This window comes from Nocardia asteroides, assembly GCF_021183625.1.
Lineage (GTDB): Bacteria > Actinomycetota > Actinomycetes > Mycobacteriales > Mycobacteriaceae > Nocardia > Nocardia asteroides_A.
This window is the reverse complement of the sequence record NZ_CP089214.1, coordinates 1,860,326-1,883,178: the sequence shown is the minus strand read 5'-3', so window position 1 is coordinate 1,883,178 and position 22,853 is coordinate 1,860,326. Positions and strand designations below refer to the sequence as shown.

The window sequence follows — 22,853 nt, the reverse complement described above, 5'->3', positions numbered from 1 at the left end:
CGCCGAGAATCGGGGCGATCCCGGTACCCGGCCGGGAGGAGGGAGTGACCGTGCCGACCTTCACGCAGCCGCTGCGCGGCACCGGCTACCGCTTCGACGGCCTGGTCGAGCTGCTGGCCAAGGCGTCGCCGCGGCGCAGCGGGGACGAGCTCGCCGGCTGCGCCGCCGAATCCGACGCCGAGCGCGCCGCCGCGCAGTGGGCGCTCGCCGACGTCCCGCTCCGGACATTCCTGGACGACCAGGTCGTGCCGGGCGAGACCGACGAGGTCACCCGGCTGATCCTGGATCGGCACGACCGCGCCGCCTTCGCCCCGATCGCCGCGCAGACCGTCGGCGAGCTGCGCGACCATCTGCTCACCGTCGCCGCCACCGACACCGCCGCCGCCACCCTGAGCGCCCTCGCCCCCGGCCTCACCCCGGAGATGGTCGCCGCCGTATCCAAACTCATGCGCAACCAGGACCTGATCGCCGTGGCCGCCGCCGCGCGCGTCACCAGCGCCTTCCGCACCACCATCGGCGCCCCCGGCACGCTCGCCACCCGGCTGCAGCCGAACCACCCCACCGACGACCCGCGCGGAATCGCCGCCGCGGTGCTGGACGGGCTGCTGCTCGGCTGCGGCGACGCCGTGATCGGCATCAACCCGGCCACCGACTCCCCGCACGCCGCGGGCGAGCTGCTCCGCCTGCTCGACGACGTGCGCACCCGCTTCGACATCCCGGTGCAGTCCTGCGTGCTCGCGCACGTCACCACCACCCTCCGGCTGATCGAGACCGGCGCGCCGGTGGACCTGGTGTTCCAGTCGGTCGCCGGGACCGAGGGCGCCAACCGGAGCTTCGGGGTCGACCTGGCGCTGCTGCGCGAGGGCGCGGAGGCGGCGCGCTCGCTCGGCCGCGGCACCGTCGGCGGGAACGTCATGTACCTGGAGACCGGGCAGGGCTCGGCGCTCTCGGCGGGCGCGCACCTCGGCGCGGGCGACCGCCCGGTCGACCAGCAGACCCTGGAGGCCCGCGCCTACGCCGTCGCCCGCGAGCTGGAGCCGCTGCTGGTGAACACCGTCGTCGGCTTCATCGGCCCGGAGTACCTCTACGACGGCAAGCAGATCGTCCGGGCCGGGCTGGAGGACCACTTCTGCGGCAAGCTGCTCGGGCTGCCGATGGGCGTCGACGTCTGCTACACCAACCACGCCGAGGCCGACCAGGACGACATGGACACGCTGCTCACCCTGCTCGGCGCGGCGGGCGCCGCCTTCGTCATCGCGGTGCCCGGCGCCGACGACGTGATGCTCGGCTACCAGAGCCTGAGCTTCCACGACGTGCTCTACGCCAGGCGGGTGCTCGGGCTGCGCCCCGCGCCGGAGTTCGCGGACTGGCTGCGCGGGCTCGGCATGCTCGACGCGGGCGGCCGGATCCTCCCGGTCGACGCTGCCGCCTCGCCGCTGCGCGCACTGGCGGCCGGGCGATGAGCGGCGCGGAGTTCTGGGAGCCGCTGCGCCGCAGCACGCAGGCGCGGATCGGGCTCGGCCGGGCCGGTGACGCGCTACCGACCGAGCGGGTGCTGGAGTTCCGCGCCGCGCACTCCGCCGCCCGCGACGCCGTGCACGCCGCCCTCGACACCGCCGCGCTCGCCGCCGACCTCGCCGCCCGCGGCCTCGGCGACGCCACCGTCGTCGCCAGCCGCGCCCGCGACCGCGACGAGTACCTGCGCCGCCCCGACCTCGGCAGGCTCCCCGGCTCCGAGCTGCCCGGGCAGGTGTCGGCGGACGTCGGCTTCGTGCTCGCCGACGGCCTCTCCGCCTTCGCCGTCGCCGAACACGGCCCGGCCACCCTCGCCGCCCTGACCGCCGCGCTCCCCCCCGCGCTCAGCACCGCCCCGCCGGTGCTCGCCACCCAGGCGCGGGTCGCGCTCGGCGACCACATCGGCGCCGCGCTCGGCGTCACCACCCTGGTCCTGCTGATCGGCGAGCGCCCCGGCCTCTCGGTCGCCGACAGCCTCGGCATCTACCTCACCCACCACCCGCACCCCGGCCGCACCGACGCCGAACGCAACTGCCTCTCCAACATCCACCCGCCCGACGGTCTCGGCTACGAGCGCGCCGCCCGCATCGTCGCCGCCCTGATCGAGGGCGCCCGCGCCCTCGGCCGCTCCGGCGTCGACCTCAAGGACGACTCGCTGCCGCTCGGCACCGGCGACCGCGCCGAACTCGGCTGACCCCGGAACGCGACAAGGGCCCCACGGCGGAAACCGTGAGGCCCTGTGGCGGCTGTGCCTAGTCCAGGTAGTCCCGGAGCACCTGCGAACGGCTGGGGTGCCGCAGCTTGCTCATGGTCTTGGACTCGATCTGCCGGATCCGCTCGCGGGTGACGCCGTAGACCTGGCCGATCTCGTCCAGGGTGCGCGGCTGCCCGTCGGTGAGGCCGAAGCGCAGCCGGACCACGCCCGCCTCGCGCTCGGAGAGCGTCTCCAGCACCGACTGCAGCTGGTCCTGCAGCAGGGTGAAGCTGACCGCGTCGACGGCGACGACCGCCTCGGAATCCTCGATGAAGTCACCGAGCTGGCTGTCGCCCTCGTCGCCGATGGTCTGGTCGAGCGAGATGGGCTCCCTGGCGTACTGCTGGATCTCCAGCACCTTCTCCGGGGTGATGTCCATCTCCTTGGCCAGCTCCTCCGGGGTGGGCTCGCGGCCCAGGTCCTGGAGCAGCTCGCGCTGGATGCGGCCGAGCTTGTTGATGACCTCGACCATGTGCACCGGGATGCGGATGGTGCGGGCCTGGTCGGCCATGGCGCGGGTGATGGCCTGCCGGATCCACCAGGTGGCGTACGTGGAGAACTTGTAGCCCTTGGTGTAGTCGAACTTCTCCACCGCGCGGATGAGGCCGAGGTTGCCCTCCTGGATCAGATCCAGGAACGCCATGCCGCGGCCGGTGTAGCGCTTGGCGAGCGAGACGACGAGCCGCAGGTTGGCTTCCAGCAGGTGGTTCTTGGCCCGGTTGCCGTCGCGGATGATCCAGTTGAAGTCGCGGCGGGTGGCCACCGGCAGCTTCTCGCCGGAGTCGGCGAACTCGCGCATCTTCTCCGCGGCGTAGAGCCCGGCCTCGATCCGCTTGGCGAGCTCGACCTCCTCCTCCGCGTTGAGCAGCGCGACCTTGCCGATCTGCTTGAGGTAGGCGCGCACCGAGTCGGCGGAGGCGGTGAGCTCGGCGTCCTTGCGGGCCTGGCGGAGCGCCTCGGACTCCTCCTCGTCCCAGACGAAGTCACCGGAGGCCTTGTCGGCGGGGGTCGGTTCGGCGGCACCCTCGGCCTCGGGGGCCTCGGTGGCCTCCGCGACCGGGTCCTCGGCCTCCTCGCCGTCTTCGGCGAGTTCGTCCTCGGAGATCTCCAGATCCTCGAGCTCGAGATTCTCCTCCTCGGTGCCCTCGTCGCCGCCCGGCTCACCGTCCGGACCTGCCTTCTTGGTGCCCGCCTTCTTCGCGGGCGCCTTCTTGGCGGCGGCCACCTTCTTCGCCGGTGCCTTCTTGGCGACGGCCTTCTTGGCAGGCGCCTTCTTCACCGGTGCCTTGCGGACCGGCCGCGCGGCGGTTGCTTCCGCGGAGTCGGCGTCGGCCGATTCGGCGGTCTGACGGGTATTCGTGGCTACCACGTACGCCCTTTCGTGACGGTCTCGTGCGGCGTCACGCCAGAGTGATCCGGCGGAGCGGTCTGTCGGGTGGCGCCGGCGGAGCGCCGGCTGTCGGCTCGCACCGGCGCGAGCCGGTGTGCCGGGTGGGAGTTGGCGGCTTTCCGCCGGACAGGTTCCATTGTAACGATCGAACCAGGGTACCCATGCCAACGACGGGCAGATTCGCGGCCCGCGCCCAGGTGGCGCCGTTCCGCGTCAGGGCGTGATGCCGTCGTGTACCGCCATCGCCGCGCCGACGATGCCCGCGGTGTTCCTGAGGTGCGCGGGGATCACCGGGGTGCGGTTCGTGAGCAGCGGAATCCACTGGTCGCTGTCCCGGCTGATGCCGCCACCGGCCACGATGACATTCGGCCAGAACAAGTTCTCCAGCGCGATCAGCACCGTGCTCACCTCGGCGGCCCACTGTTCGAAGCTCAGCTCCCTGCGCTCCTTGACCGAGGCGGCGGCGCGGTGCTCGGTCTCCATCCCGCCGACCTCCATGTGCCCGAGTTCGGTGTTCGGCACCAGCGCGCCGTGGTAGATCAGCGCGGAGCCGATCCCGGTGCCGAAGGTGAGCAGCAGGACCGAGCCGGAGTACTCGCGCGCCGCGCCGTAGCGGTCCTCGGCCAGCCCCGCCGCGTCGGCGTCGTTGAGCACGGTGACCTGCCTGCCGCCGAGCGCCTCGGCGAAGAGCGCGCGGGCGTCGGTGCCGATCCAGCCGCGGTCGATGTTGGCCGCGGTGCGCGCGACGCCGTCCAGCACCACCGCGGGCAGCGTGATGCCGACCGGGCCGTCCCAGTCCGCCTTCGCGACCAGTTCGGCAACGGTCGCCGCGACCGCCTGCGGGGTGGAGGGCTGCGGCGTCGCGATCTTGATGCGCTCCTGGGCGAGCTCACCGGTGTCCAGATTCACCGAAGCGCCCTTGACACCGCTGCCGCCGATGTCGATCCCGAATGCGTGCCCCCGAGCGGACATCTCTCAACCCCTCGTTCCTGTGCCGGTGTCGTGGTCCACATCGCGCCGCACAGGTCCCCGGTGCCGCGTGAGGTCGGGTTGCCCGACGACGGCGCTGTGTCGTGCACGACAAAGGGTAGTCGGGCGCGCCGGACCATGATCGCCGACCGCCCTCGCGCGCCCGTCCGGGATCTGTGATGGCATGGGTGCCGTGCCGCATCCCACCCCAGCACCGCACCCGGCCGCGCTCGACGCCGCCGCCACCGACGCGACCACCACCGACCCCGCCGACCTGCGCCGGATCGCGGTCGAGCTGGCCGAGAGCGCGGCCGCGCACGTGCGCGCCCGCCGCCCCGAGGTCTTCGGCCCGGCCGGGATCGTCGCCGACGGCGCGGTGCAGGCCAAGAGCACCCCGACCGACCCGGTGACGGTGGTCGACACCGAGGCCGAGGAGCTGGTGCGGGCCCTGCTCGCCGAGCAGCGCCCGCACGACCTGGTGGTCGGCGAGGAGGGCGGCGGCGACTTCGCGGAGGCGGGCGACCGGATCGCGTGGGTGATCGACCCGATCGACGGCACCGTGAACTTCCTCTACGGCCTGCCGGGGTACGCCGTCTCGGTGGCCGCGATGCGGAACGGGCGCTCGGTGGCGGGCGCGGTGGTCGACGTGGAGCGCGCCGCCACCTACAGCGCGGCGCGCGGGCTCGGCGCGCTGCGCGTCGACGCCGACGGCACCGTCGAGCACCTGCGCTGCACCCCGGTCCGGGAGGCGTCGATGGCACTGGTCGGCACCGGCTTCGCCTACGGCACCGCGCGCCGGACCGAGCAGGCCGGGCTGGTGGCACGGCTGCTGCCCGCGGTGCGCGACATCCGCAGGCTCGGGGCCGCCGCGCTGGATCTGTGCCTGGTCGGCGCGGGCAGGCTTGATGCGTACTACGAGCACGGGCTGAACACCTGGGACTGGGCGGCGGGCGCCCTGGTCGCCGAGGAGGCGGGGGCGCGGCTGGTGCTGCCCCCCGCCACCGCGGTCGGCGCGGCGGGCGACCTGGTGCTCGCCGCCGCGCCCGGGATCGCGGACGAACTGCTCGCGCTCTTCGAGCGCACCGGCGCGGCCGCGCCCATCCCGCAGCCCTGAGCCGGCCCGGCGACGCCTGCGCCGCCGGGCCGGACGCGGCGGCTGGTCGCGCCGCGCTATCGGCTCAGCACTGCGCCTTGCGGGCGGCGTCGAGCAGCTCGACGTCGAGCGCGGCGCCGCCCGGCGCCGGGTTCTTCAGCGAGCGCAGCACCTCCTCGGCGTCGGTGCTCGGCCGGATGTCCCGGAAGAGCGAGCCGAGCACCAGGTCGACGCTGTCGTCGCCGCGCTGGTCCTCGATCAGCTCGGCGCAGGGCACCACCAGCTGGACCGAGGCGGCGGCCGGGCGGCCGTTCACCCCGAACCGGATCTGGCCGGTGCACTCCAGGTCGCCGTTGACGTAGACCGGGTCGTTGCCGACCGGCTGCCCCGGCGCCCCGGCGAAGCCGAGATCGCCGAGCTGGGAGGCGACGTGCGCGGCCTGGCCGCGCTGGTTGTTGGCGTTCAGCACGCGCACCTTGGTGCTCTGCAGGGGCGCGGGCTCCACCTCGTCGAGCCGGCCCGCGCCGACCCGCTGGCCGAGTGCGACGGGCTGGGCGGTGGCGCCCTGGCCGGTGGCGGGACTGGGTGAGTTGCAGCTCATCGCTGTGGTGTCGGTGTCCTCCATGGTGAGTGCCTTGATCCAGATCACCGTCGACACCAACGCCAGGACGCCGACGAGGATGAGCCACGGTTCGATGCGCCGGCGGATGAAGGGCCGACCGCTGCGGTCGGATGCGCGTCCTTCGGTGATCAGTGAAACCACGGTGACACTCTACGAAACGTCACGGCGGGGCAGCGCCACGCGTAACGGTGTGGCCGCCCGGCGCACGACGAGCGGTCGCCCGATGTCGGTGAAAGGTCGGTTGCGCGGCGAGTGTGTTTCGGTTGCGACTTTTCCCCCGTGGTCCGCTATTGTCTGGCGGCCCAGATCGAATCACCCTGGTGGAATGGCGTGGTCGGTCGCGGGAACAAGCAGGGCATGTCCCGCGTTCACCAAGCGCCGTCGGGCGTGGATCCCCGGATCCGCTCCTGGTGGAGAGCCGGTAGCCGTGTGATGTGTGCCACCGGCGGGGCGGTGTGGATCAGGTCGATTCCCGACAGGGATCGGTGTGACCACGCCGATCCGGGATATACGGAGTAAGGACGAGGGGAAGACGACATGGCAACCGACTATGACGCACCGAGGCGCACCGAATCCGACGACGTGTCGGAGGATTCGCTGGAGGAGCTGAAGGCTCGTCGCAACGAGGCGCAGTCCGCCGTCGTGGATATCGACGAATCCGATACCGCGGAGTCGTTCGAGCTTCCCGGCGCGGACCTGTCCGAGGAAGTGCTGAGCGTTCGGGTGATTCCGAAGCAGGCGGACGAGTTCACCTGTTCCAGCTGTTTCCTGGTACACCACCGGAGCAGGCTCGCCAGCGAGAAGGGCAATCAGCTGATCTGCATGGATTGCGGCTCCTGAGCGAGCGCACGATCAATCGGCCGCGCTCGGCAGTCCGAGCGCGGTGAGTACCCGTTCGGGCCTGCGCGTACTGATCAGCCAGTACGGCGTGGGGTCGTCCGGGTCGTTGAGCACGAGCAGCAGCATCGGCCGCACCCACGGGCGGTGCTGCACATACGCGGCCGGGTCCAGTTGGCGACCCAGTGCCGCGCTCTTCGCCGCGGGCGGCACGATCGCCGCGCGGGCGACGAACTCGACCGGGAGGTGTGCCCGGTCGACCCGCAGTTCGGGGTTGCCCCGCTCGTCGGCGGCCACCTCGAGGCGATGCCTGCCGAACCACAGCAGCACCCACGCCGCTACCGGAAGCAGCGCCGCGTAGGGCAGCCACGCGCGCACGCCGTGCCCGCCCATGTGGATCTCCGCGGCCAGCAGAGCCGCCACCCCGAAGCCGATCGGCCACCACCACAGCGGCACCCACAGCCGCTCCCGATAGGACGGCGCCGGAGGGCGCGTCGCCGGTTCGGGCGCCGGTGCGCAAGCGCGCCGGTCGGCACCCGGGTTCGCGGGGTTGCTCACGGGATCGGGCAGGTCGGACACGACTCAACACTAGGCGACGAAGCCGCCTCGCCTGCGCGTAGGCTCGTCCCCCGTGAGTGCACTGTCACCGATACCCCTGCTGCGGACAGATCCCGGCATCCCCCTTCCCGCTCGCGCCCATGCCGGTGACGCGGGGGTCGATCTGTGCACCACCGAGGACGTGGTGCTGGAGCCGGGGGAGCGGGTGCTGGTCGGCACCGGCATCGCGGTCGCGCTGCCGAAGGGGACGGTCGGGCTGGTGCATCCGCGCTCCGGGCTGGCGGCGAAGACCGGGCTCTCGGTGGTGAACACGCCGGGCACGATCGATGCCGGCTACCGCGGCGAGATCAAGGTCTGCCTGATCAACCACGATCCGCGCACCGCCATCGAGCTGCGCCGCGGCGACCGGATCGCGCAGCTGCTCGTGCAGCGGGTGGAGCTGGTGGATTTCATCGAGGTCGAGACGCTGGACGAGACCGCGCGGGGCGCGGGGGGCTACGGATCGAGCGGCGGGCACGCGAGCCTCGCCGAGGAGGCGTGATGGGAATCTTCGGACGGGGGAAGAAGGGCAGCGGCCGGGCCGGGGAGCACGGCGACTACGACGACGACTTCGGTGACGAGTACGACACCGACGAGCACCCGATCCCGGTGCTCTACCCGGGCGATCCGGGGTTCCAGCCGTTCGAGGACGACTACGACACCGACGAGCACCCCGTGCAGGTCGCCGCCGCGCCTGCGCCTGAGCCCGCGCCGCGCCGCGAGGGCAGGCGCAGGCGTGCCGGTGGGCCGGGGCGCGCCGGGGACGAGCCCGCCGACGCGGCGGCACGGCGCTCCGAGCACAGCGTGCCGGAGATCGAGGCCGAGGCCGAAGTCGAGGCCGAGGTGCCGGTCGCCCGCGCGAGCGGGGACACCCCGCGCGGGCCGTACGACTACGCCGACGTCACCGCGGAGCTGGAGGCGATCGCCGACCAGCGGCTCGACCTCGGCTCGGTGATCATCCCGGTGCCGCCGGGCGGGCAGCTGCAGGTGGAGATGGCCGGGGACGGCACGCCGCAGGCGGTGCACCTGGCCACCGAGCACGGGCGGCTCACCGTCGCCGCCTACGCCGCGCCCAAGACATCCGGGCAGTGGCGCACGGTCGCCGCCGATCTGGCCGAGTCGCTGCGCAAGGACGGCGCGCAGGTCTCCACCGAGAACGGGCCGTGGGGGCGCGAGCTGGTCGCCGTCACCGAGGGCGCCGATCTGCGGTTCATCGGCGTCGACGGGTACCGCTGGATGGTGCGGCTCGTCGCCGCGGGGCCGACCGGTTCGGTCGCCGACGACGGGCCGCTCGTGCGGGCGGCGCGGGCGATCATGAGCGAGACCGTCGTCCGGCGGGGCACCGAGCCGCTTCCGGTCCGGGACCCGCTGCCGGTCGTGCTGCCCAAGGATCTGGCCGAGCAGCTGGCCGCCGCGCACCAGCAGCAGGTCGAGGCGGCGCAGGCGCAGGCCGCCGCCCAGGCCGCCGCTGCCGCCGCGGCCGCGCCGCGCCCGGTCGTCCCGCAGCCGGTGCCGGATCAGCCGCGCCGGGGCGCCGAGGGCTCGGCCATGCAGCAGCTCAACCGCAACTGACCCAGCTCCCTCAGCGGGTGCCGAGGGCGAGGTGGCCGAGCAGGGCCGGGTCGGCGCCGAACTCGGCGAGCGTCATCTTGTGCAGGACCGCGCCCGGGATGAGCGCCGCCCACTGCTCGGCGACGGGGAACGGGTGGATGGGGTCGTCGACGGCCCCGACCACGACCGTCGGCACGGCGAGCGAACGCAGCAGCGGCTCGGCGGGCCAGGAGTAGTCCGCGGCCTCCAGGAGCGCGTCCGGGAGCGCGGAGCCGTACCCGCGCCAGGAGCGGGTCAGCGTCTCCGCCAGCCAGGCGGGGCTGCTCGCCCGCATCTGCGCGATGGTCGCCTCCAGCCCGTCGGCCCGCACCGACTCCGCGGTGACCCGGGCGCTCAGCGCCGCCGGAGACTCCCCGCCCGACCCCCCGGTCCACGCAGGCAACCCCGCGACGACCCCGGCCGCGGACCCCGGATTCGCGCCCGCCCACTCGACCGCGATCGCCGCCCCGAGCGAGATCCCCGCCGCGACCACCCGGCCATACCGGCGGGCGGCCGAATCCAGCGCATCCAGGCAGCTCGCGACGACCGCGCCCGGATCCGGCTGCACCGCGACGATCCGCAGGTCACGGGCGGTGCACGCGGCACCGAAGGCGCGCTGCGCGAAGTGCGAATCGGAGCCGGTACCCGGCAGGGCCACCACCGCGGCCGGTTCGCAGAAGAGCAACATCGGGCCGAGCGTAGCGGGGCAACTCCCCGCCATCTACAGTTGGCGTTGTGCGGCCACAACCGGCCTGCGCGAGAAACCACGACGGCGTGCAACCCACGTCGCGAATGCCAGGAGAGCGTGCCATGTCATCCGCTGCCTCGGGATATTTCCGACGCCTCGGCCGCAGGCTGACCGCGGATATCGACCACTTGGACGCCGAGGAGCTGGCCGAGTCGGCCGAGGCCTCCGGTGCGTGTCGCGCCTCCGAGTGCCGCCGCGGCGAAGAGGTCTCCATGCTCGGCAGGCTGCGCAGCGTCGAAGCCTGTTCGAAGGCGGTGGGCGCCGCGATCGAGGCCGAGCTCTTCGACGGCACCGACGCCATCACCCTGGTGTGGATCGGGCGCAAGCGGATCCCCGGCATCGAGCCGGGCCGCAAGATCCTGGTGCGCGGCCGGGTCGGCGAGCGGGACGGCCGCAAGGTGATCTTCAACCCCTACTACGAACTGCGTGGGAACAGCTGACGTATGCCGACCAGTGACGACACCGGGACCAGGGACGAGCCCGCCGCCGAACCCGAAGCGCGGGCGGAGCGCTCCGAACAGACCGTCCTCGAGCAACTCGGCGGCATCAGCGGCCTGATCTACTCCACCCTCCCGGTGCTGGTCTTCGTGCCGGTGAACACGCTGTGGGGGCTCACCGCGGCGGTCTGGGCCGCGCTCGGCGTCGCCGCCGCGATCCTGGTCTGGCGGCTGGTGCGGCGCAGCCCGATCCAGCCCGCCATCTCCGGCTTCATCGGCGTCGGGATCTGCGCCTTCATCGCCTACCGGGTGGGCGAGGCCAAGGGGTACTTCCTCTTCGGCATCTACACCAGCCTGGTCTACGCCGGGATCTTCCTCGGCTCGATCGTGGTGCGCAGGCCGCTGGTCGGGGTCATCTGGGGCGTGCTGAACGGCCACGGCTCGGCCTGGCGCGAGGAGCAGGCCGTCGTCCGGCTCTACGACCTCGCCACGCTGGCCTGGGTGGTCGTCTTCGGCGCCCGCTACCTGGTGCAGTCCGAGCTGTACGACACCGACCACACCGGCTGGCTCGCGGTCGCCAGGATCGGGATGGGCTGGCCGCTGACCGCGGTCGCGCTGGTGGTCACCGTGTGGGCGGTGCGCCGGGCCGGGCACGCCCCGGTCAAGACCGCGAAGCCCGCCGGGCGGCACGCCGCCCGCTAGGGGGTGCCCGGACCACCGGGAGGTGGGGGTGTTCCCCACCCTGGGGTACCTGTTTCCGAGCTCCGTTTCGACGGACGATTTTCTCGTCACCGAATACCACACGGCGAGAAAGGACCTCGGAGCAATGGTTACCGAGCACACCACCGCGACGCACTCCACCCGGATCTCTTCGAGCCGTCCCGCCAAGGCCGCCACCGCGGTGAACTCCGAGAGCAGGCGCATCGGCGCCGAGCTGGACGCGCTGATCGGCCCCGCCGCCGCAGGCGACCAGCGGGCCGTCGGCGAGATCCTGCGGATCGTGCAGCCGCTGGTCCGCCGGTACTGCCTGGCCCGCCTCGGCAACAGCGCGCACCTGCAGGTCACCGCCGACGACGTGGTGCAGGAGATCCTGATCGCCACCGTGAACGCCATCCCGCGCTACCGCGACCAGGGCAAGTCCTTCCTGGCCTTCGTCTACGGCATCGCCGCCAACAAGGTCGCCGACGCCTTCCGCCGCGGCCAGCTCACCGCCTACCCGACCGCCGACATGCCGGACACGGCCTGCCCGGCCGCGGGCCCCGAGGAGTGGGCGCTGGCCTCCGAGCGCAGGACCGAGACCCGCGAGCTGATGAAGGTGCTCGCCCCCGCGCACCGCCAGGTGCTGGTCATGCGGATCGTGCTCGGCTGGAGCGCGGCCGAGACCGCCGAGGCGATCGGCACCAGCCCCGGCGTGGTCCGGGTCATGCAGCACCGCGCACTCAACAAGCTCCGCAAGGAGATGCAGACCGCCGCAGAACTGCAGACCGCCGCCGCCTGAGCGCGTCAGGGCCCGCCTCAGGGGCGGATGCCGTGGTCCGCGAGGGCTACTCGCAGATCCTCTTCGGCCTCGACCGAGGCCACGAAGAGCAGCTCGTCGTCGCCCTCGAAGGGATCGTCGGCCTGCGGCACGATGACCCGGCCCCCGCGCAGGATCGTCACCAGCGCGGTGTCCCTCGGCAGCCGCAGCGAGCGGACCGGCTTGCCGGCCAGCGCGGTGTCGTTCGGCAGGGTGATCTCCACCAGGTTCGCCTGACCCTGGCGCAGCGTCATCAGCCGCACCAGGTCGCCGACCGAGACGGCCTCCTCGACCAGCGAGGCCAGCAGCCGCGGGGTGGAGACGGCGACGTCCACCCCCCAGGACGAATCGAAGAGCCACTCGTTGCGCGGATCGTTCACCCGCGCCACCACCCGGCTCACCCCGAACTCGGTCTTGGCGAGCAGGCTGTGCACCAGGTTCACCTTGTCGTCGCCGGTCGCGGCGATGACCACCTCGTAGGTCTCCATCCCCGCCTCTTCGAGTAGGGAGAGCTCGCAGGCGTCGGCGTGCACCCAGATCGCGTCCGGGATGGCCTCCTCGTCGAGGTGTGACAGCTCGCGCTCGAGCAGCATCACCCGGTGCCCGCCGCGCAGCAGTTCGCGTGCGATGGAGCGGCCGACGGCGCCGGCTCCGGCAATGGCGACCTTCATTCTCAGTCCTCGCTCGCGGGGGGCTTGGCGGCCATGGCGACGGCCTCGCCGACGCTGCCCGACGGCACCGCCACGTAGACGACGTCGTCGGCCTGCACGATGGTCTTGGTGTCCGGCAGCAGCCCGCGGCCGAAGCGGAGCACGAACGCCACCCGCACGCCGACGGCGCGCTCCAGGTCGCGCACGGTGCGGCCGGACCACTCCTCGTGCAGCGCCAGCTGGGTGACGGCCACCGTCCCGGTCGGGTCGCGCCAGGTGGTGGTGCTGGTGTCGGCGATCAGGGTGCGCAGGAAGCGGTCGGTGGTCCACGGGACGGTGGCGATGGTCGGGATGCCGAGCCGCTCGTAGACGGCGGCGCGCTTGGCGTCGTAGATCCGGGCGACGACCCGCTCCACGCCGAACATCTCGCGCGCCACCCGCGCCGAGATGATGTTGGAGTTGTCGCCGGAGGAGACGGCGGCGAAGGCGTCGGCGCGCTCGATCCCGGCCTTGGTCAGCACATCCCGGTCGAAGCCGACGCCGACCACCTGCCTGCCGGGGAAGTCGGTGCCGAGGCGGAGGAACGAGCTGGGATCGCGATCGATCACCGTCACCTCGTGCCCGACCCGGATCAGCGCGCGCGCCAGCGAGGAGCCGACCCGCCCGCACCCCATGATCACTACGTACACCACAACCTCGTTCCTGAACCGTGGCGCCCGGTCCGCGGCCGATCCGGCATCCGAACCGTACCGCCCGTGCTGTCCTCCCGGCACGTTTCCCCGCGCGCCCCTCCGGCAAACACCGGCGTGGCGGGCGTCGCCGCGGGATCGCCTCCATTCGGAAACGCCCCGGTCGGGCGGGCGGGAGACCGGACGGCACTCTATGCTCGCTCCGGTGTCCAAGATGACGACGGCCGCCAAGCGCGTGCTGCTCGGCAGGCCGTTCCGGAGTGATTCGCTCGGGAACACCCTGCTTCCGAAGCGGATCGCGCTGCCCGTCTTCGCCTCCGACGCGATGTCGTCGGTCGCGTACGCGCCGGAGGAGATCTTCCTGGTCCTCTCGGCCGCCGGGATCTCCGCCTACCTGTACGCGCCGTGGGTCGGGCTCGCCGTCGCCGCGGTGATGGCCGTCGTGGTCGCCAGCTACCGGCAGAACGTGCACGCCTACCCCTCCGGCGGCGGCGACTACGAGGTGGCCACCACCAACCTCGGCCCGAACGCCGGGCTCACCGTCGGCAGCGCGCTGCTGGTCGACTACGTGCTCACCGTCGCGGTCTCGATCTCGTCGGCGGCCTCCAACATCGGCTCCGCGATCCCGTTCGTCGCCACGCACAAGGTGCTCTTCGCGGTGGTCGCGATCGCGCTGCTCACCGCCGTGAACCTGCGCGGGGTCCGGGAGTCGGGGACCGCCTTCGCGGTGCCGACCTACGCCTTCATCGCCGGCATGTTCATCATGCTCGGCTGGGGGCTGTTCCAGGTGTACGTGCTCGGCGACGACCTGCGCGCGGAATCGGCCGGCTTCGGGCTTGACGCCGAGGAGGAGCACCTCTACGGCCTCGCCTTCGCCTTCCTGATCGCGCGCGCCTTCTCCTCCGGCTGCGCCGCGCTGACCGGCGTCGAGGCGATCAGCAACGGCGTCCCGGCCTTCCGCAAGCCCAAGTCGCGCAATGCCGCGACCACGCTGCTGCTGCTCGGCAGCATCGCGATCGTGCTGCTCATGGGGATCATCCTGCTGGCCGAGCGGATCGGCGTCGTCTACGCGCACGACCCGGCGCACCTGATCGGCGCGCCCGCCGACTACCACCAGAAGACGCTGATCGCCCAGCTCGCCGAGGCGGTCTTCGCCGGCTTCCCGATCGGCTTCTTCTTCATCACCATCGTGACCGCGCTGATCCTGGTGCTCGCCGCGAACACCGCCTTCAACGGCTTCCCCGTGCTCGGCTCGATCCTGGCCCAGGACCGCTACCTGCCCCGCCAGCTGCACACCCGCGGCGACCGGCTGGCGTTCAGCAACGGCATCCTCTTCCTCTCCGGCGCCGCCATCGCCTTCGTGGTGCTCTTCGGGGCCGAGGTGACCAAGCTCATCCAGCTCTACATCGTCGGCGTCTTCGTCTCGTTCGTGCTCAGCCAGACCGGCATGCTGCGGCACTGGACCCGGCTGCTGCGCACCGAGACCGACGCCGAGCACCGCAGGCGGATGAAGCGCTCCCGGGTGATCAACGCCATCGGCCTCACCGCCACCGGCACCGTGCTGGTGATCGTGCTGATGACCAAGTTCTTCGCGGGCGCCTACATCGCGATCTTCCTGATGGTCGCGATCTTCGTGGTGATGAAGCTGATCAGGAAGCACTACGACTCGGTCGCCCGCGAGCTGGCCGAGACCGAGTGGGACGGCGTGCTGCCCAGCCGCGCGCACGCCATCGTGCTGGTCTCCACGCTGCACCTGCCCACCCGCCGCGCACTCGCCTTCGCCCGCGCCATGCGGCCCGATACGCTGGAGGCGGTGACCGTGAACGTGGACGACGCCGATACCCGCAAGCTGGTGCGCGAGTGGGAGCGCAGCGATATGGCGGTGCCGCTCAAGGTGGTCGAATCGCCCTACCGGGAGATCACCAAACCGGTGCTGGACTATGTGAAGCGAGTGCGCAAGGACGCCCCGCGCGACGTGGTGACGGTGTTCATCCCGGAGTACGTGGTCGGCCACTGGTGGGAGCAGGTGCTGCACAACCAGTCCGCGCTGCGGCTCAAGGGCAGGCTGCTCTTCGAGCCGGGCGTCATGGTGACCAGCGTGCCGTGGCAGCTCAGCTCCTCGGCCAAGGCGAGAAAGCAGGGTGTGGTGAACGCGCCGGGTGCGGTGCGCCGCGGATACGAGGACCGCTCGTGAGCGTCGGCGACGAATTCGAGGTGCGGCTCGGGCCGCCCGGGCACGGCGGCTTCTGCGTCGGCAGGCACGAGGGCCGGGTGGTCTTCGTCCGGCACGGGCTGCCCGGAGAGCTGGTGCGCGCCAGGGTGACCGAGGATCGGGGCGGCTCGTTCGCCAGGGCCGACGCGATCGAGATCGTCGAGGCGGCCGCGGGCCGGGTGCCCGCCACCTGCCCGGTCTCCGGGCCCGGCGGCGCGGGCTGCTGCGACTTCACCCACGCCACCCCCGCGCTGCAGCGGCAGCTCAAGGCGAGCGTGGTCGCCGAGCAGTTGCGCCGGATCGCGCTGATCGAGCGCGACATCACCGTGGAGCCGCTCGGCCCGCCGGACGAGACCGGCGGCTGGCGGACCAGGGTCCGGCTGGTGGTCGACGCCGACGGCCGCGCCGGGGTGCACGGCTACCGGAGCTCGGGCATCGTCCCCGACCTGCGCTGCCCGCAGCCGGTCGCGGGCGCGGTCGAGTGGCTGGAGCAGGAGCGCTTCACCCCGGGCGCCGACCTGGTCGTCGCCGTCGACTCCGCCGGGACCAGGCACGTGGTGGAGATCGCGCCACCCGACCGGCCCGCGCCCGCGGCCGCGCGCAGGCGCCGGGTCGAGCAGTCCAGGCGCAATGCCGCTGCCCGGCGCACCGCCGCGCACGCCCCGCGCGCCACCCGGTTGCTGCACGGCGACGGCACCGCCGTGCAGCGGGTGGGGAAGCGGCGCTGGGAGCTGCCCGCCACCGCCTTCTGGCAGGCGCACCGCGCCGCGCCCGACTTCTACTCCGACCGGATCGCCGAGTGGTCCGGGCTGGAGCCGGGGCAGCGGGCGTGGGATCTCTACAGCGGCGCGGGGGTCTTCGCGGCCGGGCTGGCCGAGCAGGTCGGGCCGGGCGGCGCGGTGCACGCGGTGGAGTCCGCCTCCGGCGCCGTCAGCGCGGGGCAGGCCGCGCTGGCCGACCTGCCCTGGGTCGACCTGGAGGTGCTGCGGGTCGAGCAGTGGTTCGCGGCCCGCCCGCCGCTGCCCGACGCCGTCGTGCTCGACCCGCCGCGAGCGGGCGCGGGCCGCGACGTGATCGCGCCGCTCACCGCCGCAGGCCCCGCCCGGATCGTGCACATCGGCTGCGACCCCGCCGCCTTCGCCCGCGATCTCGGGCTCTACCGGGAGGGCGGGTACGAGCTCACCGAGCTGCGCGTCGTCGACTCCTTCCCCGGCACGCACCACGTCGAGTGCCTCGCCCTGCTGGAGCGCTGAACGCGGCCAAGGGGCGGCCCTACTCGGCGCGGTCCGGCCCGGGCGCCGCGAGCTCCCAGGTCACCTGGAGGTGCGCGGCCATCTCCTGCTCACCGAGCTCCACCGGCATCGAGCCGGACTCGGCTCCGCCCAGCGTCGCCGAGACCATCTTCAGCTGGGGCACCGGCGCACCCGCCCCGGAGCCCTCGACGATGTCGCGCACGGGACCCAGTGCGCGCCCGGCCCTCTCGGCGTACCGCCGCGCCTTGGCCAGCGCGTTCTCCCAGGCCGCGTCGCGCGCGGTGACCAGCACCGCCTCCGGGTCGGCGAGCCCGAAGGTGAGCCCGCCCAGCCGGACGTCGTCGCCGCCGGCCTCCACCGCGGCCGCGATGATCGCCGCCGGGCCGGGGTCGGCGTCGTCGCCGAGCTCGCGCAGCGACACCGCCAGCGCCGCGTCGGCCAGGTAGCCGACGATCTGCGAGCCGTGCTCCTGCTGCCAGGTGGTCTCGGTGCGCACCGAGAGCCTGCTGGTGCCGATGTCGGCGGGGCGCACGCCGTGCCCGCGCAGCGCGGCGGTGACCGCCGCGATCCGCTCGCCCGCCCGGCCGTAGGCCACCGCGACGGTGTCGGCGCGCGTCTCCACCGCGATGTCCACCCGCATGACGTCGGGCACACCGCGCGCGGTGCCGTGCCCGGTCACCGTGATCGTCCCCGCGCCGCCGTGCTTCTTCCCGCTCACTGTCGCTCCCCTCGCCGTGGTCGCCGTCGGTGTGATTCTCACGGCACGGCGGCGGGTACCGGTGAGCGGGTACCGTGAACCGAAACGCACCGCGCGGCGCCCAGCCCTGTTCGCGCCCCGCGGTCGCCGGTTCGCCCCGTACGGCGGCGTCCGTAAACTGGTCCGAATCACACGGGGTTGTCCCGGAGGGAGCGAAGTCAGGTGGGAGTGCTTTCCCGGGTCGAGTCGCCCGAAGACCTGAGCGGCCTCACGGCGCCGCAGCTGCGCGAGCTCGCGGCCGAGATCCGCGAGTTCCTGGTCGAGAAGGTGGCGGCGAGCGGAGGCCACCTCGGCCCGAACCTTGGCGTCGTCGAGCTGACCATCGCGCTGCACCGGGTCTTCGAATCGCCCGCCGACCCGCTGATCTTCGACACCGGGCACCAGGCGTACGTGCACAAGATCCTGACCGGGCGCAAGGACGGCTTCGATTCGCTGCGCAAGCAGGGCGGGCTCTCCGGGTACCCCAGCCGGGCCGAGAGCCCGCACGACTGGGTGGAGTCCTCGCACGCCTCCGCTGCGCTCTCCTACGCCGACGGCCTGGCCAAGGCGTTCGCGCTGAGCGGGCGCGAGCGGCACGTGGTCGCCGTCGTCGGCGACGGCGCGCTCACCGGCGGCATGTGCTGGGAGGCGCTGAACAACATCGCGGGCGCGCAGGACCGGCCGGTGGTGATCGTGGTGAACGACAACGGCCGCTCCTACGCGCCGACCATCGGCGGCCTGGCCGAGCGGCTCACCGCGCTGCGCACCCAGCCCGCCTACGAGCACGCGCTGGACGCGGGCAAGCGGCTGATCAAGAGCATTCCGCGGGTGGGCGATTCGGCCTACTCGATGGTGCACGCGGTGAAGGCGGGCATCAAGGACGCGGTCAGCCCGCAGGAGCTCTTCGGCGACATCGGCCTCAAGTACGTCGGCCCGGTGGACGGGCACGACGTGGTGGCGATGGAGGCGGCGCTGCGCCGGGCCAAGGATTTCGGCGGCCCGGTGGTGGTGCACGCGGTCACCCAGAAGGGCCGCGGCTACGCCCCCGCCGAGAACCACCTGGCCGACCAGATGCACGCCTGCGACCCGATCGACCCGCTCACCGGCGTGGCACTCGGCGGTCCCAAGGCGCAGGGGTGGACCTCGGTCTTCTCCGCGGAGTTGATCGCGCACGCCGAGCGGCGCAGCGATGTGGTCGCGATCACCGCGGCCATGCCGGGGCCGACCGGGCTGGCCGCCTTCGGTGAGCGTTTCCCGGACCGCATGTTCGACGTCGGCATCGCCGAGCAGCACGCCATGGCCTCGGCGGCCGGGCTCGCGCTCGGCGGCATGCACCCGGTGGTGGCGATTTACTCGACCTTCCTGAACCGGGCCTTCGATCAGCTGCTGATGGATGTCGCGCTGCTCAAGCAGCCGGTCACCCTGGTGCTGGACCGGGCCGGGATCACCGGCAGCGACGGCGCCAGCCACAACGGCATGTGGGATCTCTCCGTGCTCGGGATCATCCCCGGCATCCGGGTGGCGGCGCCGCGGGACGCGGCGACGCTGCGCGAGGAGCTGGCCGAGGCGCTCGCCGTCGCCGACGGGCCGACCGCGCTGCGCTTTCCCAAGGGGAGCGTGGGTGACGACATCCCGGCCGTCGAGCGGTTGGAGGGGCTGGATGTGCTCCGGCTCGCCGATCCGGAGGCCGGGTCCGCCCGCACCGCGCGCGGTGACGTGCTGCTGCTCGCCGTCGGCGCCTTCGCCGGTACCGCGCTGGCGGCGGCCGAGATCTTGCACGCCGACGGGCTGTCGGTCACCGTCGTCGACCCGCGCTGGGTGCTTCCGGTCTCCGACACCGTCGTGAAGCTGGCCGAGAACTATCGGCTCGTGGTCACGCTGGAGGACGGTGGTCTGCACGGTGGCATCGGCTCCACCGTCTCCGCCCGCCTCCGCACCGCCGCCCTCGACGTTCCCACCCGCGACATCGGCGTCCCCCAGCAGTTCCTGGACCACGCCTCCCGCGGCGAGCTGCACGCCGAGCTCGGCCTCACCGCCCCCGACATCGCCCGCCGCATCGCCGGCTGGCTCTCCGCCACCTGACCGCTCCGCACGTATATCGCATCGCCGCCAGCGGCGGCTCGACAAGTGTGCGCACCCTGCGCAGGGGACCCGCCAGGCTGCTGCGCACCCGCGCAAGAACAAGTCGAGCCGCCGCTTGCGGCGATGCGATGTGGGTGGTCAGTCCGCGGCGGGCACGGGGAGCGCGGCCACCAGGCGGGGGACGGCCAGTTCGCGCTGCCAGGCCCGAGCCGCGCCGGCGGCGAGGAACGCGTCGACCGCGTCGTGCAGCGAAGGGGACTCCTCGTAGGACGAGATCCCGTCCCAGCACAACCTCCGCACCAACTCCGGCGACAACAGGTTCTCCACCGGAATCGAGTGCTCCTCGGACAACTCCGCCATCGCCCCCCGAGCCCGGGTCAGCCGAGCGGCGGCGACGGGATCCCGCCGCTCCCACCGATTGACCGGCGGCGGCCCGTCATACGGCTGCGCCGTCGGCGGCAACTCCCCGTCGGCGAGCGCCCGAGCCCGATCCACGGCGCCCAACCACTCCCGCGAGTACCGCCGCTGCCGCGGCCCCCCGAACACCGGCAATGTGCGCAGCTGCGCGATCGTCTTGGGATCGGCCCCGGCCGCCGCCACGATCGCCGAATCCGGCAGGATCCGCGACGGCGCCACATCCCGCCCCCGCGCCAGCTCGTCCCTGGTCACCCACAGCTCACGGACGATCGCCAACTGCCTGGCCCGCCGCAGCGTGTGGATCCCGGAGGTGCGCCGCCACCGATCCGGCCGCAGCGGCGCCGGCTTGCTGAGCCGCACGTGCTCGAACTCCTGCGCCGCCCACTCCGCCTTGCCCTGCGCCTCCAGGTCCGCCGCGACCGCGTCCCGCAGCTCCAGCAGCAGCTCGACGTCGAGCGCCGCGTAGTTCAGCCACTCCTCCGGCAGCGGCCGGGTGGACCAGTCCGCCGCACCGTGCCCCTTGCGCAGCCCGCGCCCGAGCAGGTTCTCCACCATGGCCGCGAGCCCGACCCGCTCGAAACCGGCGAGCCGCCCGCCCAATTCGGTGTCGAAGAGCCGGTCCGGGTGCAGCCCGAGGTCGGCGAGGCCGGGCAGGTCCTGGTCGGCCGAGTGCAGCACCCACTCCAGGCCGTTGATCGCGTCGGCGAGCGGGCCGAGCGCGTCCGTCACGGGGATCGGGTCGATCAGCACGGTGCCTGCCCCGGCCCGGCGCAACTGGATCAGGTAGGCCCGCGCGGAGTACCGGAAACCGGAGGCCCGCTCGGCGTCGACGGCCAGCGGGCCGGTGCCCGCGGCGAGGCGGGCGGCCGCCGCCGCGACCTCGGCGGCGGTACCGAGCACGGGCGGCAGTCCGTCGGCGGGGGCGAGCAGAGGCTCCGCGGGGCTGTCGTCGGCTACCGGCATAGCCCAGAACAATACGTGGCGGTCAGCTCGGTTCGTGATCGATGTGCTGCTGCGGTGGCAAACTCGTGATCCCGGCCGGTGGCAGCCCCGCGGAGTAGGCCAGTACCTCGCAGAACGCCTCCACGTGGCCGCGTATCTCGGCGGTGACCGCGGTCCAGGAGGCGCGCAGCTCCAGCTGGTGCGCCCGCGGCGGCCCCGCGATGTCGCCGTACCGCACCGAACTGGTACTGGTCACGGTTCCGCCGAGCGCGGTGAACGGATCCGGCCGGGATTCCAGCGCGTCCACCAGCCAGCTCCAGGCCACCTCGGGGAGCAGCGGGTCGGTGGCGAGCGAGGCGTCGATGTCGGCCTGGATGTAGGCGACGAGCCGGAACGTGCCGTGCCAGGTCTCGTCGCCCTCCGGGTCGTGCAGCAGGATCAGCCTGCCGAAGGCGTCGCCCTCGGAGTCGGTCGGGACGGCGGCGGCGTCGGCGTGCGTCACCTCGGCGCCGAGCGCGTAGGAGTACGGCGCCAGCCGCTGCGGCGGGCGGATGGGCGCCAGTTCGATCCGAGGATGCACGGTTGCGGACCCCATCGCTTCGACCGCGGCGCGAAAGGAAGCGGGTTCGCCGGGTGGCCCTTCGGCCGGTGCGGCGCCCTCGCGGAAGTCGAGCGGTGTCACACCGACCGACGGTAGACGGTGACGTTTCACCGCGGGCGGAGGCGCGCCGCCTACGATGGCGGTGATGAGTACGCATACCCGCCGCCGGTTGTCCGATGCCCCCTTCCTGGCCGCCGCGACCGGCGCCGAGCCGAGCCGCCGACCCGTCTGGTTCATGCGCCAGGCCGGCCGCTCGCTGCCGGAGTACCGGGAGCTGCGCAAGGGAGTCGGCATGCTCCAGTCCTGCTTCGACCCGGAACTGGTCTGCGAGATCACCATGCAGCCGGTGCGCAGGCACGGCGTCGACGCCGCGATCCTCTTCTCCGACATCGTCGTTCCGCTCAAAGCGGCCGGGATCGACCTGGACATCGTGCCCGGCGTCGGGCCGGTCGTCGCGCAGCCGGTGCGCACCGTCGCCGACGTGCGGGCGCTGCCCCGGCTGCGGCCGGAGGAGGTGGGCGCGGTGAGCGAGGGCATCCGGCTGCTCACCGCCGCGCTCGGCGACACCCCGCTGATCGGCTTCGCCGGCGCGCCCTTCACGCTCGCCTCCTACCTGGTCGAGGGCGGGCCGTCGAAGAATCACGAGCGCACCAAGGCCATGATGTACGCCGACCCGGAGACCTGGCACGCGCTGCTCGGCCTGCTCACCGACGTCACCATCGCCTTCCTGCGCGCGCAGATCGAGGCCGGGGTGGACGCGCTGCAGCTCTTCGACTCCTGGGCGGGCGCGCTCTCCGCCGCCGACTACCGGCACTACGTGCTGCCGCACTCCGAGCGGGTCTTCGCCGAGCTGGCCGACAGCGGGCTGCCGCGCATCCACTTCGGTGTCGGCACCGGCGAGCTGCTCGGCGCCATGGGCGAGGCGGGCGCCGACGTGGTCGGGGTGGACTGGCGGGTGCCGCTGGACGAGGCGGCGCGCCGGGTCGGGCCGGGCAAGGCGCTGCAGGGCAACCTTGACCCCGCCGTGCTCTTCGCCGGGTACGACGCCGCCGCTACGCAGACCAGGCGGATCCTGGACGAGGCCGACGCCGCCAAGGCGCTCGGCGCCACCGGCCACATCTTCAACCTCGGCCACGGCGTGCTCCCGGACACCGACCCGGGCGTGCTCACCGCGCTGGTGCAGCTGGTGCACGAACTCTGAGT

General features: G+C 73.0%; 22 protein-coding genes and 1 pseudogene. 13 read left to right on the top strand and 10 right to left on the bottom strand.

The window, feature by feature from the left end; genetic code table 11:
• Positions 1-50: 50 nt before the first annotated feature.
• Positions 51-1,463: an ethanolamine ammonia-lyase subunit EutB gene (locus LTT61_RS09125; protein WP_233019495.1), complete on the top strand. Its 1,413-nt coding sequence runs from the start codon at positions 51-53 to the stop codon at positions 1,461-1,463.
• Positions 1,460-2,209 (top strand): ethanolamine ammonia-lyase subunit EutC, encoded by a 750-nt coding sequence (gene eutC, locus LTT61_RS09120; RefSeq protein ID WP_233019494.1) that lies wholly within the window; start codon positions 1,460-1,462, stop codon positions 2,207-2,209. The genes LTT61_RS09125 and eutC overlap by 4 nt, the downstream gene beginning before the upstream one ends.
• Positions 2,210-2,267: 58 nt before the next feature.
• On the opposite strand, the pseudogene LTT61_RS09115 reads toward eutC, so the two are convergent.
• A pseudogene (locus LTT61_RS09115) lies at positions 2,268-3,743 on the bottom strand (RNA polymerase sigma factor); the annotation flags it as partial.
• Positions 3,744-3,872: 129 nt separating this feature from the next.
• A complete protein-coding gene (gene ppgK / locus LTT61_RS09110) occupies positions 3,873-4,631 on the bottom strand; it encodes a polyphosphate--glucose phosphotransferase (RefSeq protein ID WP_233019492.1) in 759 nt (252 codons plus the stop codon).
• A 181-nt stretch (positions 4,632-4,812) separates the two neighbouring features.
• On the opposite strand from ppgK, the gene LTT61_RS09105 reads away from it, so the two are divergent.
• Positions 4,813-5,742: an inositol monophosphatase family protein gene (locus LTT61_RS09105; RefSeq protein ID WP_233019491.1), complete on the top strand. Its 930-nt coding sequence runs from the start codon at positions 4,813-4,815 to the stop codon at positions 5,740-5,742.
• 64 nt (positions 5,743-5,806) lie between these two features.
• On the opposite strand, the gene cei is transcribed toward LTT61_RS09105, so the two are convergent.
• Complete coding sequence (cei, locus tag LTT61_RS09100; RefSeq protein WP_233019490.1) at positions 5,807-6,484, bottom strand: envelope integrity protein Cei; 678 nt, start codon at positions 6,482-6,484, stop codon at positions 5,807-5,809.
• Between the two features lie 396 nt (positions 6,485-6,880).
• Between cei and LTT61_RS09095 the strand changes: the two genes are divergently transcribed.
• Entirely contained in the window at positions 6,881-7,183 is a 303-nt protein-coding gene (locus LTT61_RS09095) for a DUF4193 domain-containing protein (RefSeq protein ID WP_233019489.1), read from the top strand.
• A gap of 12 nt (positions 7,184-7,195) precedes the next feature.
• Here LTT61_RS09095 and LTT61_RS09090 read toward each other — a convergent pair whose 3' ends face one another.
• A complete protein-coding gene (locus LTT61_RS09090; RefSeq protein WP_420094757.1) occupies positions 7,196-7,759 on the bottom strand; it encodes a DUF3093 domain-containing protein in 564 nt (187 codons plus the stop codon).
• A gap of 52 nt (positions 7,760-7,811) precedes the next feature.
• On the opposite strand from LTT61_RS09090, the gene dut reads away from it, so the two are divergent.
• Both dut and LTT61_RS09080 read left to right on the top strand, forming a co-directional pair.
• On the top strand, positions 7,812-8,279 hold the full coding sequence (gene dut, locus LTT61_RS09085; protein ID WP_233019488.1) for a dUTP diphosphatase: 468 nt from the start codon (positions 7,812-7,814) through the stop codon (positions 8,277-8,279).
• A complete protein-coding gene (locus tag LTT61_RS09080; RefSeq protein ID WP_420094756.1) occupies positions 8,279-9,349 on the top strand; it encodes a DUF3710 domain-containing protein in 1,071 nt (356 codons plus the stop codon). The genes dut and LTT61_RS09080 overlap by 1 nt, the downstream gene beginning before the upstream one ends.
• A 10-nt stretch (positions 9,350-9,359) precedes the next feature.
• Here the strand turns inward: LTT61_RS09080 and LTT61_RS09075 are convergent, their stop codons facing one another.
• A complete protein-coding gene (locus LTT61_RS09075) occupies positions 9,360-10,055 on the bottom strand; it encodes an alpha/beta fold hydrolase (RefSeq protein WP_233019487.1) in 696 nt (231 codons plus the stop codon).
• 122 nt (positions 10,056-10,177) lie between these two features.
• Here LTT61_RS09075 and LTT61_RS09070 point away from each other — a divergent pair, with 122 nt between their 5' ends.
• The 3 genes from LTT61_RS09070 to LTT61_RS09060 all read left to right on the top strand — a co-directional run bounded on the left by LTT61_RS09070 (position 10,178) and on the right by LTT61_RS09060 (position 12,050).
• Entirely contained in the window at positions 10,178-10,555 is a 378-nt protein-coding gene (locus LTT61_RS09070; protein ID WP_233019486.1) for an OB-fold nucleic acid binding domain-containing protein, read from the top strand.
• Between the two features lie 3 nt (positions 10,556-10,558).
• Positions 10,559-11,254 carry a DUF3159 domain-containing protein gene (locus LTT61_RS09065; RefSeq protein ID WP_233019485.1) on the top strand — a complete coding sequence of 232 codons (696 nt, stop codon included), beginning with the start codon at positions 10,559-10,561 and terminating at the stop codon, positions 11,252-11,254.
• 124 nt (positions 11,255-11,378) lie between these two features.
• Positions 11,379-12,050, top strand: coding sequence for a sigma-70 family RNA polymerase sigma factor (locus LTT61_RS09060; protein ID WP_233019484.1), 672 nt, complete (start codon positions 11,379-11,381; stop codon positions 12,048-12,050).
• A gap of 17 nt (positions 12,051-12,067) precedes the next feature.
• Here LTT61_RS09060 and LTT61_RS09055 read toward each other — a convergent pair whose 3' ends face one another.
• On the bottom strand, positions 12,068-12,739 hold the full coding sequence (locus tag LTT61_RS09055; RefSeq protein WP_233019483.1) for a potassium channel family protein: 672 nt from the start codon (positions 12,737-12,739) through the stop codon (positions 12,068-12,070).
• A 2-nt stretch (positions 12,740-12,741) separates the two neighbouring features.
• Entirely contained in the window at positions 12,742-13,407 is a 666-nt protein-coding gene (locus LTT61_RS09050; RefSeq protein ID WP_233019482.1) for a potassium channel family protein, read from the bottom strand.
• A 205-nt stretch (positions 13,408-13,612) separates the two neighbouring features.
• Here LTT61_RS09050 and LTT61_RS09045 point away from each other — a divergent pair, with 205 nt between their 5' ends.
• Entirely contained in the window at positions 13,613-15,601 is a 1,989-nt protein-coding gene (locus LTT61_RS09045; RefSeq protein WP_233019481.1) for an APC family permease, read from the top strand.
• Positions 15,598-16,872, top strand: a complete 1,275-nt coding sequence (locus LTT61_RS09040; protein ID WP_233019480.1) for a class I SAM-dependent RNA methyltransferase — start codon at positions 15,598-15,600, stop codon at positions 16,870-16,872. Before LTT61_RS09045 ends, LTT61_RS09040 begins: the two co-directional genes overlap by 4 nt.
• 19 nt (positions 16,873-16,891) lie before the next feature.
• Here LTT61_RS09040 and LTT61_RS09035 read toward each other — a convergent pair whose 3' ends face one another.
• Positions 16,892-17,590, bottom strand: a complete 699-nt coding sequence (locus tag LTT61_RS09035) for an SIMPL domain-containing protein (RefSeq protein ID WP_233019479.1) — start codon at positions 17,588-17,590, stop codon at positions 16,892-16,894.
• A 201-nt stretch (positions 17,591-17,791) separates the two neighbouring features.
• Between LTT61_RS09035 and dxs the strand changes: the two genes are divergently transcribed.
• Positions 17,792-19,690: a 1-deoxy-D-xylulose-5-phosphate synthase gene (gene dxs, locus LTT61_RS09030; RefSeq protein ID WP_233019478.1), complete on the top strand. Its 1,899-nt coding sequence runs from the start codon at positions 17,792-17,794 to the stop codon at positions 19,688-19,690.
• 138 nt (positions 19,691-19,828) lie between these two features.
• Here the strand turns inward: dxs and LTT61_RS09025 are convergent, their stop codons facing one another.
• Together LTT61_RS09025 and LTT61_RS09020 are read right to left on the bottom strand one after the other, a co-directional pair.
• Positions 19,829-21,070, bottom strand: a complete 1,242-nt coding sequence (locus tag LTT61_RS09025; RefSeq protein WP_233019477.1) for an HRDC domain-containing protein — start codon at positions 21,068-21,070, stop codon at positions 19,829-19,831.
• A gap of 22 nt (positions 21,071-21,092) precedes the next feature.
• Positions 21,093-21,644, bottom strand: coding sequence for a DUF3000 domain-containing protein (locus LTT61_RS09020; RefSeq protein ID WP_233019476.1), 552 nt, complete (start codon positions 21,642-21,644; stop codon positions 21,093-21,095).
• A gap of 142 nt (positions 21,645-21,786) precedes the next feature.
• Here LTT61_RS09020 and hemE point away from each other — a divergent pair, with 142 nt between their 5' ends.
• A complete protein-coding gene (gene hemE, locus LTT61_RS09015; RefSeq protein ID WP_233019475.1) occupies positions 21,787-22,851 on the top strand; it encodes a uroporphyrinogen decarboxylase in 1,065 nt (354 codons plus the stop codon).
• The last annotated feature ends 2 nt before the right edge of the window (positions 22,852-22,853 follow it).

Bases quoted from the DNA above. Each gene is read 5' to 3' on its own strand.
- LTT61_RS09105 (WP_233019491.1), top strand. From the start codon at position 4,813: ATGGGTGCCGTGCCGCATCCCACCCCAGCACCGCACCCGGCCGCGCTC.
- LTT61_RS09020 (WP_233019476.1), bottom strand. From the start codon at position 21,644: ATGGGGTCCGCAACCGTGCATCCTCGGATCGAACTGGCGCCCATCCGC.
- LTT61_RS09070 (WP_233019486.1), top strand. From the start codon at position 10,178: ATGTCATCCGCTGCCTCGGGATATTTCCGACGCCTCGGCCGCAGGCTG.
- LTT61_RS09060 (WP_233019484.1), top strand. From the start codon at position 11,379: ATGGTTACCGAGCACACCACCGCGACGCACTCCACCCGGATCTCTTCG.
- LTT61_RS09095 (WP_233019489.1), top strand. From the start codon at position 6,881: ATGGCAACCGACTATGACGCACCGAGGCGCACCGAATCCGACGACGTG.
- eutC (WP_233019494.1), top strand. From the start codon at position 1,460: ATGAGCGGCGCGGAGTTCTGGGAGCCGCTGCGCCGCAGCACGCAGGCG.
- ppgK (WP_233019492.1), bottom strand. From the start codon at position 4,631: ATGTCCGCTCGGGGGCACGCATTCGGGATCGACATCGGCGGCAGCGGT.
- LTT61_RS09080 (WP_420094756.1), top strand. From the start codon at position 8,279: ATGGGAATCTTCGGACGGGGGAAGAAGGGCAGCGGCCGGGCCGGGGAG.
- LTT61_RS09055 (WP_233019483.1), bottom strand. From the start codon at position 12,739: ATGAAGGTCGCCATTGCCGGAGCCGGCGCCGTCGGCCGCTCCATCGCA.
- LTT61_RS09025 (WP_233019477.1), bottom strand. From the start codon at position 21,070: ATGCCGGTAGCCGACGACAGCCCCGCGGAGCCTCTGCTCGCCCCCGCC.
- LTT61_RS09065 (WP_233019485.1), top strand. From the start codon at position 10,559: ATGCCGACCAGTGACGACACCGGGACCAGGGACGAGCCCGCCGCCGAA.
- LTT61_RS09075 (WP_233019487.1), bottom strand. From the start codon at position 10,055: ATGTTGCTCTTCTGCGAACCGGCCGCGGTGGTGGCCCTGCCGGGTACC.
- hemE (WP_233019475.1), top strand. From the start codon at position 21,787: ATGGCGGTGATGAGTACGCATACCCGCCGCCGGTTGTCCGATGCCCCC.